This is a genomic window from Bradyrhizobium sp. 31Argb (genome assembly GCF_043638955.1).
Taxonomy (GTDB): Bacteria; Pseudomonadota; Alphaproteobacteria; order Rhizobiales; family Xanthobacteraceae; genus Bradyrhizobium.
This window is the reverse complement of sequence record NZ_JBEGDB010000024.1, coordinates 45,635-54,079: the sequence shown is the minus strand read 5'-3', so window position 1 is coordinate 54,079 and position 8,445 is coordinate 45,635. Positions and strand designations below refer to the sequence as shown.

Genomic DNA, 8,445 nt, shown 5'->3' with positions numbered 1-8,445 from the left:
ACAACGCCCCGAACAGTTCGGTCCGCCGCAGCACACCATCGTGCAGCGCTTGTTGCGATCGCTCAGACGCAAAGCAGCCGAGACGATTATCACGCGCACGGCTGAGGGTGCGGCACTGGCCGGTGATGCCGGGACTGGGGCCGCCGCTGCGTGTGATGGGCACTCCGCGACGTCCCCAGTCCCTCCGATCCTGCGAGCAATGACGCAACCTCGGACCGGCCGACAGTCGGAGCTACATCCGTCAAGCGAAAGTAACATCCTCAGGTGAGGCAATACGCCGGCCAATATTCGGCGATCTGGATCGCCTCGGGTTTTTGCGCGCGCAAGGTCGAGGTGAGGTCCTGGCAGGTGGTCCAGCCGCCAAAGCGGTCGATCACGCTGACTTCGTCGAAACGGAAGCCGTCGATCCGATACTCCTCATAGAGGAACGTGGCGTTGTCGATCAGGAACTGTTTGACGCCATCGTTCCAGAACGCGAACACCAAGCCGCCCGCCCAGCCCTGGTCGGTGAAATAGAGGCTGTTGTTGTTGTCGCCGGGCACCTCGCGGTCGAGGAACCACAAGCTCTTGTCATCGAACCCGCCGCCGGCGTGGTTGTAGACGACGTCGAAGATCACAGCGATGCCATGGACATGGCAGACGTCGATCAGCGCGCGGAGCTGGTCGTCGCTGTGCCTGAGAGTGTCGACGCCGGCATAGGGCGCGTGGCCGGCCGCCTGGAGGATCGCGTTGGTGCGATCCACGTAGCGGCTGAGCTTTGCCTCGTTGGCCTCGGCATATTGGTTCTCCGGGCTATAGAGATCGACGCCGTTATAGCCCATGCTGAACGTGGTCGGGAATTCCTGGATCGGTAGCAGCTCGATGGCATTGACGCCGAGCGCGGCCAGGTGCGGCACGCGCTCGATCACGTCGAAGAACTTGCCATCCGTGTTTTCCGGATGCGGCGCGAACGTCCCGACGTGAAGCTGGTAGACGACGAGGTCGTTGAATGCCGGCGGCACGAAGCGCTCGAGGTGCCAGGGAAATCGCCCGGCATCGCGCAGCACGGAATGGCAGGCAGGGAAGGACGGCTGGACGCTCAACAGCCGCGCCCGCGGATCGCGCTTGAAGCCGAACGAGCCGACGCCCTCGACATAGAACAGGTAAGCGTCGCCGTCCTTCAGGCCAGGCACGAAGCTCGCCCAGTGCCCGCCGCCGATCTCCGACATCAGCGAACCGGCATCCTGTCTCCAATCGTTGAAGTCGCCGGAGACATGGACCGCGCTGGCCCGCGGCGCCCAGACCCGGAATGTCGCTCCGCCTGGCACGAGCGTGCCGCCCATCGGAGCGCGGTTGAGGTCCGGCGCAGGCATCTGTCTTCCCCCTGAAGGCGTGGCGCCGGAAGAATGAGCCCGGCGGCTGCGGCCGGCAAGATTGTCGCCCAGCATCATTACGCGGGTGCGAATCGGAACGGCGTGGATGTGCGGAAGGGCTTGCCAGTGACGGAAAAAAGTGGGGAGAATGCTAACGCGCGGAACCAAGGACCGGCCCAGTGACTTATCCGCGCAGGCTCTCATCGAGGCTCAAGAAAATGAAGCTGCTGCAGCGTCTCTCCCGGCTGTTCTGGCGGCGCCGGGAGTTGCGCCAACCGCCCGTCTTTCCGCAACCCACCATCGATGCCGACGAATTCACCCGGCTCTTATGCAGCCGGCGGGTCGAAGATTTGAAAACGCTGGCGAAGAAGCTGAGCCAGCAGCCGAGGGCCCACGCCTGAGGCCTTGGTCCGTCGCCTCTCCCTGGCTGCGCTTCCCGCTAACGGGGGCGCAGCGGGCCCGTTGTTTGTCGTCACTACGATATCGCGGTGAGTGCCACTATTTCGGCCTGATCCCCTCGCGTCGAGGATACCAAAATTTTTTCGCGACCTCCCCTTGAAACTGGATCGGCCTTTTCCAAGATTTTTTTTCGCCATCCGGTGGATGGCGTCCGGGCGCCTGATGGGCCCGGACTAGGACGGGCACCGGTCGTGTCCGGTGCCGCTCGTATCCAACTTGCTCATTGGAGGACTTGGTTATGCGCAGCTACGACTTTGCTCCCCTGTGGCGTTCGACCATCGGGTTCGACCGCCTGTTCGACCTCGTCGATGCCGCGGCCCGCGCCGGCGAGGACAACTACCCGCCCTACAACATCGAACGGCTCGGCGAAGATCGCTACCAAATATCGCTTGCGCTCGCGGGCTTCTCGCCCGACGAGATCTCGGTGACGGCCGAGAGCAACGTGGTCACGATTGAAGGCTGCAAGTCCGACAAGGCCGAACGCGAATACCTCTATCGCGGTATCTCGGCGCGGCCGTTCAAGCGGCATTTCAATCTCGCCGACTACGTGCAGGTGAAGAGCGCCGCGTTCGACAACGGACTACTGAAAATCGAGCTGGTCCGCGAGGTGCCCGAGGCCATGAAGCCGCGGCGGATCGCCATTGATGGCGCTCCCGCGAGCAGCGTGCAGCAACTCGAAGCAAAAGCGGCGTAACGTCGTCGGCACGGCGATGCACACCCCGCCCGGTCCAAGTGCCGGGCGGGACGGTTGAAACTTGTCTGACAAGCATTGGGAGCAACCAAATGATCGATCACACTGACAATGTCGTCGATTTGAATGTCATCCTGCACCCCGCCTCGGCTTACGACCATCCGCGCGACGTGTTGGCGGATGCGCGGCTGTCGACGGCGGAAAAGCGCGCCGTGCTGGCCTCATGGGCGTCGGACGCGGCCGCAGTTTCGTCCAGTCCGGCATTGCGTGAACTTCCCGGCGCCAAGTGTGCCGTCAGCGTCGATGAGGTGCTTGAAGCGCTGTCGGCGCTCGATCCCGATCCCTCGGGATCGCCGGGCGGCAAGCCGTACCGGCGGAAATCGACCTCGCGCGTCGCGCTGGCGGCGTAGAGCACATCAGGAGCCGGGGAGATCATGTTCCGGGTATTTGCGAGGAATGGTGCAGGCGGCGTCTCCGTCATCCTCGCAACGGCGGCATCGGCGCTGGGAAAGGTGGAGGAGTTTCGCGACGACGGATTTCGCATGGTCTCGGTGCTCGATGCATCCGGAGCGACGATCAGCGAAGCCGAGCTGACTGCCATGGCGCAAGCCGAGGGCAAGGGCGCCTTGCCATGAGGCATGGCGCCTTCAGCCGCGCCATGCCAAAACGGCCGATCGATGCCCTACTGCGCTTTCTCGTGTGCGGCCATGCCGACCGCCTTGTAATCGTAGGTCGGATAGAATTCGGTGCGATAGGCGCCCCAGGCCTTGTCCTCGAGCACGCGATTGACCTCGCGGAGCCGCGATGCCGGCAGCCGCAGCGTCACCACCTGGCCGATGCCCATCATCACGTACCAGCTCACGACCTCGACGCCCGCGGGCGGAAAGGCCTTGTAGTAGCCCTGCTTCTCGAGCTGTGCGTTGAGTTCGCTGAGCGGGCGCGACTGATCGTGCTTCAGGAACACCGTGATCATCACCGCATTGTCGGCCGTCGGCGGCGCCGTGCCCTCCGCGGGCGCGGTCTGCGCAGTCGCGGCCGATGCGAACGCCAAGGCGCAAGCAAGTGTCGCCATCGCAAGCCATGATCCGGTTACTCGCGCCATCGCGGTCTCCCTTCATCGTTGTGAAGATTGAGATCACGATCATTGCGGTGCCGGTGAAGGCTGTAAATCGCAAACCCCGGTGCGTGGCGCCGCGCATCGATCACAAATCATGCAGCAATGCCCTGCAACGGGTTGACTTCTCGCGCACACATCACTCCGGCCCCATGTTCGTGTCATGTCAGCGCAAGCGCCGCGTGATCGTCGTCAGGCCCGCATAAGCGTTCTCTGGAAAACTCTCGAACTCGCGCATCGATGATGCGGTTTCCATTCGCGTCATCGGTGATTCGCTGCGCGTTCGGGAACCGCCTCATGGAACTCACAAATATGCTTGTGAAATTACGCCATTTCGCCACAATTCCAGTATTTTCCCGATGAGTAGAAATACTGAGATTTGCCACATTCCTGCGAGAATTGTTGCAAACTCTAGGCGCGTCTGCCTCTATTTCCTTGTGAGCTGGCAACACATGGTCGCGTTCTCAGTATTCCTACTGAGTGCCGAGTTAACGCGGAAACAGCCTTAGGGTCGCTAGATCGGTCGCATGACACAGCACGAGCATCGAGCCGACGGGTCACATCTGTCGAAGTGGATGGAAGACCGCGCCCCATTCGAGAGCAATCGTGAGATTGTGGAACTCGCTGCACAGCGTGCGCGCGCGACGGAAGAGGCGGGCGCTGCGATCGCGCGTCAGTTCAACGGTCCGATGACGGCGCTCCTGCTCTACATGAACGAGATCAAGCAGCACAGTCATCAGTTCGCGCATTCGCCGGCAGCCCGAATCTACCTGCAGCAGGTGGTCGAGAACGCCCTGCAGCAGACCGAGCGCGTCTGCGCGATGCTGAAGCAGATTTCGGAGATTCATCCGGGAGCCGCTACCGTCATCGATCAGAAGGCCGGATGGGACAATCCGCCCGCGCACATCAAGGACGAAAGCCGGCCGCCAAAGGTGACGGTTACATCCAAGGCCGGCCAGAAGCCGCTCACCAGGCGCGAGCGCGAGGTGCTCCGTCTCATCAGCGAGGGCTATTCGAACAAGCAGGGCGCGCTGCACATGAAGATCAGCCCGCGGACATTCGAAAGCCATCGCGCCGAAGCGATGCGCAAGCTCGGCGCGCGCAACACCGCCGAGCTCGTCCGCAAGGCGCTGATGCAGTCGTCCTGATCTGTCGAGCGCGATGGATTGGATGGCAGCCAGAGGCGGCAACGCACGCCGCAGGCGGGGCAGTGAAGCGTCATAAAGCACGACGCACTTGCGCGGAGCTTGCGCTTAAGCAAATAACGATTCGATTCAAATTGATAGCATCGTAGCCCGGGTGAAGCGCCAGCGTAACCCGGGGCCGCGGTCGACACCTGCGTGAATCTCCCGGGTTACGCGTTCGCTCCACCCGGGCTACGTCGTTCAGAGGTAATCTTCCGCGAAGGTGTGGATGCGCGGGGCTGACCGCAGGTTCGCAGTGGCGGGCTTCGGCGTCTCCGGGATGATCGTGATGGTCCAGGCCGCCGGAACGCTCGACTTGTTTTCCACGATGGATCGAACGTGACCTGTGACCGTCGCGCCGGCCGAACGTGCGGTCACGGTCCTGCCGTTGAACTGTGCGATACGAAAACGCCTGGCTTCCTTCTGGTCCGTCGTTTCGAACGTGAACATGTCACCTCTCCCGTGTTCACGTCGATTATCGCCGGTTAAGCTTAGCCGTCCGTGAAAATTGAGAGCCGTAGAAGTACGGCCGGGTTTCCACCCGGGAAGCAAGCGCGCGGTTGCGCTTATGGCGTAACCGATTCACACCCCTGAATCAGGCGGGTGTATTGGGCTTTCACCGTCGCGTAGCATTCGCAAGAGGTCTTCATCAGGCCGTCGAGATTGGTGATCTCGATATGGCCTCGGCTGTAGTGGATGAAATCCGCCTGCTGAAGCGTGTGCGCGACCAGCGAGACGCTGTTGCGGCGCGCGCCGATCATCTGCGCTATTGCTTCCTGCGTCAGCACGATCTTGTCGCTTCCGGACAGGTCGCGAGTGTGCAGGAGGCATCGTGCGAGCCGCGATTCCACGGTGTGCGAAGCGTTGCAGCCGGCGGTCTGCTGGACCTTCGCATCGACCGCAAGTCCGTGCCGCGCCAGCGCGTAGCGCAGCGTCGCGCTCTGGTCGGCGGCGAAGCGAAGCTGCTCGAGGTCGATGGTCGAAGCGATGCCGGGCACCACCACCACCGCGCTGTTCAGTGCGGTCGCGTCCCCCAGCGCGGCGAACGCGCCGAAGATGCTGTCGCGCCCGACCAAGGCGATCTGCACGTGCTCGCCGCGCCCGACCTTCACGACCAGGGAAATCGCACCCTTGTGCGGCAGGTAGGCACGCTTGACTATTTCGCCGGCCTCGACGAGGACCATGTCCTGGATGAGATCGACTGTGCGCAGATGCGGGCGGATCAGTTCGAAATCGGATGCCGATAGTGCGGACAAGAATCCGTTTAGCGGACGAGGAACCGAATCCAAAGCAGTCTCCTGCCTCATTGCTAGCGTGTATCTCGGCCTGGCAGCCGACACACGCTGCCCGAGTTGCAAGATGGCCTTGCCGCGCATCGCGGGCAAGGAAAACCTGTCCATTTGACGGATGTCGTTTGATACTCGCCGGCGACTGTGGCCTCAGCGACGCAGGTTCCGCTGCTCAGAGCGTTTTCGAGCTCAGTGGACACCGGTTCGCATAGCAATCATGTTTACGCAGACTGCGTAGACCTATCTGCGCAGAAAACGCGTCAAAACAAGAATCTAGAGCTTCGGTTCTGATTCCATCAGAACCGAAAATGCTTTAGCGCAACGTGGCTGTCTTCTCCGACGAGACAAGCACGAAACATTCCTACAGAATTCGAAAAGAAAGCCGCGCGACGACGATTTGAATCAAAGTCTTGGCGCGACGCTCTCTCGATCGCGGTGAAGAGCACAAATCCATCACACTCGCTTTGTCTGTCGACGACGAGATTTGCCTGCCGCGTGCGATCCGCAATCGCAATCCATCGTGCGTGCTGCTGTTTCGATCTGCGCATTCACACTTGCGATTATCTCAGTAGAACTACTGAGAAATGCGTCTGCGCGTGGAGTTTCTGGGTATTTGTACTGAGGAGCGATTTAACGAACGGGTAGCGCCGCCGGAACAGTGTGGCACGGTCGCGGGAGTGAAATTTCCGGCGGCTGCGTCAATCGTGTGTTCATCCAGAAGGGTATCAAACTATGTCCGGCATTATTCTTTCGTCTTCGGTTCGCCAGAACCTGCTCTCGCTGCAGTCGACCGCTGATCTACTCGCCACCACGCAGAGCCACCTTTCGACTGGCAAGAAGGTCAACTCGGCCCTCGACAATCCCACCAACTATTTCACCGCCGCCTCGCTCGACAACCGCGCCAGCGACATCAACAACCTGCTCGATGGCATCGGCAATGGCGTGCAGGTGCTGCAGGCCGCCAACACCGGCATCACCTCGCTGCAGAAGCTGGTCGACAGCGCCAAGTCGATCGCCAACCAGGCGCTGCAGGCGACCTCGGGCTATTCCTCCAAGTCGACCGCCACGTCGGCGGCCGTAACCGGCGCGACTGCCACGAACCTGCTCGGCGATGCAGACACGGCTGCGACCGTATCGGGCACTGCGGTGGCCAACCTGGCTGGTACGGAAACGCTGGCGGCTGCCGGTTTCGCGAATAACGACTCCTTTACCGTCAATGGCAAGACGATCAGTTTCGTGACGGGCGCCGCGGCCGATGCTGCATCCACAACCGATGCCACCACCGGCAACGTGACGATCAGCCTGTCGTCGACCACCGGCGGCAAGGTCAGCGACGTCCTTGCGGCGATCGACGGCATCACTGGAGGCACATCGTCGATCAGCGCGGGCAACGTTCTGACCATCAGCAACGCCGCCACCGACAAGACCAACAGCATCACCCTCGGTGGAACCGGCACCGTCCTCGCCAAGCTCGGCCTGACGACAGGTGAGACCAAGCCGACCAATACCAAGAATAATCAGGTCCTCAGCATCGATGCGATCGGCAGCAAGGCGGCTCAGACCATCACCATCGGAACCGGCGCCGGTGCGGTGAATACCCTGGACGACCTGAACAAGAAGCTCGCAGACAGCAACCTGACGGCTTCGATCTCCAGCGATGGCAAGCTGAGCATCACGACTGCGAACGACGATGCGTCGGTTGATCTGACTGGCAAGATCACCGGCAGCGCCACGGGTGCCAGCGGCCTGCTCGGGACCCTCACCACGACCGCACCTGTCAAGGACATCAACGCGCAGAACACCCGCGCGGATCTGGTGCGCCAGTACAATATTGTGATCGACCAGATCAAGACGACGGCGCAGGATGCCTCCTTCAACGGCATCAACCTGCTGAACGGCGACCAGCTCAAGCTGGTGTTCAACGAAACCGGCAAGTCGTCGCTGACGATCAACGGCGTGACCGACGATCCGGGCGGCCTCGGCTTGGCGGCGCTGACTTCCGGGACCGACTTCATCGACAACGACAGCACCCAAAAGGTTCTCACTTCGCTGAACAACGCGTCGAGCACGCTGCGTTCGCAGGCGTCGGCCTTCGGCTCGAACCTGTCGGTCGTGCAGATCCGTCAGGACTTCTCCAAGAACCTGATCAACGTGCTGCAGACCGGCTCGTCCAACCTGACGCTGGCCGACACCAACGAGGAAGCGGCCAACAGCCAGGCGCTGTCGACCCGCCAGTCGATCGCGGTGTCCGCGCTGGCGCTCGCCAACCAGAGCCAGCAGAGCGTGCTCCAGCTCCTCCGCTGAGCGCTGCGACGAAACCGAACACGGAAGCGGCGGAGGCAACTCCGCCGCTTTC

10 protein-coding genes are annotated in these 8,445 nt (G+C 61.8%); 6 read left to right on the top strand and 4 right to left on the bottom strand.

Features of this window, described 5'->3' with window-relative positions:
• Positions 1–260 precede the first annotated feature (260 nt).
• Complete coding sequence (locus AAFX91_RS07350; RefSeq protein ID WP_394566004.1) at positions 261–1,352, bottom strand: hypothetical protein; 1,092 nt, start codon at positions 1,350–1,352, stop codon at positions 261–263.
• 218 nt (positions 1,353–1,570) lie between these two features.
• Here AAFX91_RS07350 and AAFX91_RS07345 point away from each other — a divergent pair, with 218 nt between their 5' ends.
• The 4 genes from AAFX91_RS07345 to AAFX91_RS07330 all read left to right on the top strand — a co-directional run bounded on the left by AAFX91_RS07345 (position 1,571) and on the right by AAFX91_RS07330 (position 3,137).
• Positions 1,571–1,753, top strand: a complete 183-nt coding sequence (locus tag AAFX91_RS07345) for a hypothetical protein (RefSeq protein WP_130578755.1) — start codon at positions 1,571–1,573, stop codon at positions 1,751–1,753.
• Between the two features lie 296 nt (positions 1,754–2,049).
• The gene (gene hspD, locus AAFX91_RS07340; RefSeq protein ID WP_282531344.1) at positions 2,050–2,505 is read left to right on the top strand and encodes a small heat shock protein HspD; all 456 of its coding nucleotides are present in this window, start codon (positions 2,050–2,052) and stop codon (positions 2,503–2,505) included.
• 89 nt (positions 2,506–2,594) lie between these two features.
• Complete coding sequence (locus AAFX91_RS07335) at positions 2,595–2,912, top strand: hypothetical protein (RefSeq protein WP_282531343.1); 318 nt, start codon at positions 2,595–2,597, stop codon at positions 2,910–2,912.
• Positions 2,913–2,936: 24 nt separating this feature from the next.
• Positions 2,937–3,137: a hypothetical protein gene (locus tag AAFX91_RS07330; RefSeq protein ID WP_282531342.1), complete on the top strand. Its 201-nt coding sequence runs from the start codon at positions 2,937–2,939 to the stop codon at positions 3,135–3,137.
• Between the two features lie 47 nt (positions 3,138–3,184).
• On the opposite strand, the gene AAFX91_RS07325 is transcribed toward AAFX91_RS07330, so the two are convergent.
• Positions 3,185–3,604: a hypothetical protein gene (locus AAFX91_RS07325; RefSeq protein WP_130578759.1), complete on the bottom strand. Its 420-nt coding sequence runs from the start codon at positions 3,602–3,604 to the stop codon at positions 3,185–3,187.
• A gap of 539 nt (positions 3,605–4,143) precedes the next feature.
• On the opposite strand from AAFX91_RS07325, the gene AAFX91_RS07320 reads away from it, so the two are divergent.
• Positions 4,144–4,764 (top strand): LuxR C-terminal-related transcriptional regulator, encoded by a 621-nt coding sequence (locus AAFX91_RS07320; protein ID WP_394566003.1) that lies wholly within the window; start codon positions 4,144–4,146, stop codon positions 4,762–4,764.
• A 237-nt stretch (positions 4,765–5,001) separates the two neighbouring features.
• On the opposite strand, the gene AAFX91_RS07315 is transcribed toward AAFX91_RS07320, so the two are convergent.
• Both AAFX91_RS07315 and AAFX91_RS07310 read right to left on the bottom strand, forming a co-directional pair.
• Positions 5,002–5,250, bottom strand: a complete 249-nt coding sequence (locus AAFX91_RS07315; RefSeq protein ID WP_394566002.1) for a hypothetical protein — start codon at positions 5,248–5,250, stop codon at positions 5,002–5,004.
• A 116-nt stretch (positions 5,251–5,366) separates the two neighbouring features.
• Positions 5,367–6,107 (bottom strand): Crp/Fnr family transcriptional regulator, encoded by a 741-nt coding sequence (locus tag AAFX91_RS07310; protein WP_394566001.1) that lies wholly within the window; start codon positions 6,105–6,107, stop codon positions 5,367–5,369.
• Positions 6,108–6,821: 714 nt separating this feature from the next.
• Between AAFX91_RS07310 and AAFX91_RS07305 the strand changes: the two genes are divergently transcribed.
• Entirely contained in the window at positions 6,822–8,393 is a 1,572-nt protein-coding gene (locus AAFX91_RS07305; protein ID WP_130578763.1) for a flagellin, read from the top strand.
• Positions 8,394–8,445: the final 52 nt, after the last annotated feature.

Coding starts and splice junctions, on each gene's coding strand:
- AAFX91_RS07310 (WP_394566001.1), bottom strand. CDS start 6,107: ATGAGGCAGGAGACTGCTTTGGATTCGGTTCCTCGTCCGCTAAACGGA.
- AAFX91_RS07315 (WP_394566002.1), bottom strand. CDS start 5,250: ATGTTCACGTTCGAAACGACGGACCAGAAGGAAGCCAGGCGTTTTCGT.
- AAFX91_RS07325 (WP_130578759.1), bottom strand. CDS start 3,604: ATGGCGCGAGTAACCGGATCATGGCTTGCGATGGCGACACTTGCTTGC.
- AAFX91_RS07350 (WP_394566004.1), bottom strand. CDS start 1,352: ATGCCTGCGCCGGACCTCAACCGCGCTCCGATGGGCGGCACGCTCGTG.
- AAFX91_RS07305 (WP_130578763.1), top strand. CDS start 6,822: ATGTCCGGCATTATTCTTTCGTCTTCGGTTCGCCAGAACCTGCTCTCG.
- AAFX91_RS07320 (WP_394566003.1), top strand. CDS start 4,144: ATGACACAGCACGAGCATCGAGCCGACGGGTCACATCTGTCGAAGTGG.
- AAFX91_RS07335 (WP_282531343.1), top strand. CDS start 2,595: ATGATCGATCACACTGACAATGTCGTCGATTTGAATGTCATCCTGCAC.
- AAFX91_RS07330 (WP_282531342.1), top strand. CDS start 2,937: ATGTTCCGGGTATTTGCGAGGAATGGTGCAGGCGGCGTCTCCGTCATC.
- hspD (WP_282531344.1), top strand. CDS start 2,050: ATGCGCAGCTACGACTTTGCTCCCCTGTGGCGTTCGACCATCGGGTTC.
- AAFX91_RS07345 (WP_130578755.1), top strand. CDS start 1,571: ATGAAGCTGCTGCAGCGTCTCTCCCGGCTGTTCTGGCGGCGCCGGGAG.